The sequence below is a fragment of the Streptomyces sparsogenes subsp. cuspidosporus genome, assembly GCF_039532705.1.
GTDB lineage: Bacteria > Actinomycetota > Actinomycetes > Streptomycetales > Streptomycetaceae > Streptomyces > Streptomyces sparsogenes.
On record NZ_BAAASD010000181.1, the window covers coordinates 1 to 514 of the forward strand.

Below are 514 nucleotides of genomic sequence, written 5' to 3' on the forward strand. Positions count from 1 at the left end.
GCCGGGCGATGGTGGGGCGGGCGATGGTGGGCCGGGCGATGGTGGGCCGGGCGATGGTGGGCCGGGCGAGGGTTGGCTCGGGCGCCGTGGGCCGGGACTCAGCGGGCCGGGCCGTGGTGGGCCGGATCTCGGTGGGCCGGATCTCGGTGGGCCGCGCTTCCGTTGGCCGGGCCGGTGCCGCCCGGTTCGGCCGGGCCGCGGTCCGACGCGGTCGGGCCGCTGGCACGACCGGCAGAACGGTGGTCCTCGGCTCGGCGGGGGCGGGCAGGGGCGTGGCGGGAACCCGAAGGGGCTTAACCGGGACGAGCGCGGGCCGGGCGGCGACGGAGCGGGGCTCGGCGGGGACGCGAACGGGCTCGGCCGGGAGCAGCGCCGACCGGGTGGCGACGGGGCGGGGCTCGGCGGGGACGCGAACGGGCTCGGCCGGGAGCAGCGCCGACCGGGTGGTGACGGGGAGGAGGTCGGCGGGGACGCGACGCCGCCCGGCCGGATCGTCGAGGGGCTCGCCGGCAAC

The 514-nt window shown here is 81.1% G+C and carries 1 pseudogene; it reads right to left on the reverse strand.

The annotated features are described in order from the left end of the window. Window positions 1-514, reverse strand: a pseudogene (locus ABFY07_RS42965) (hypothetical protein); the annotation flags it as partial.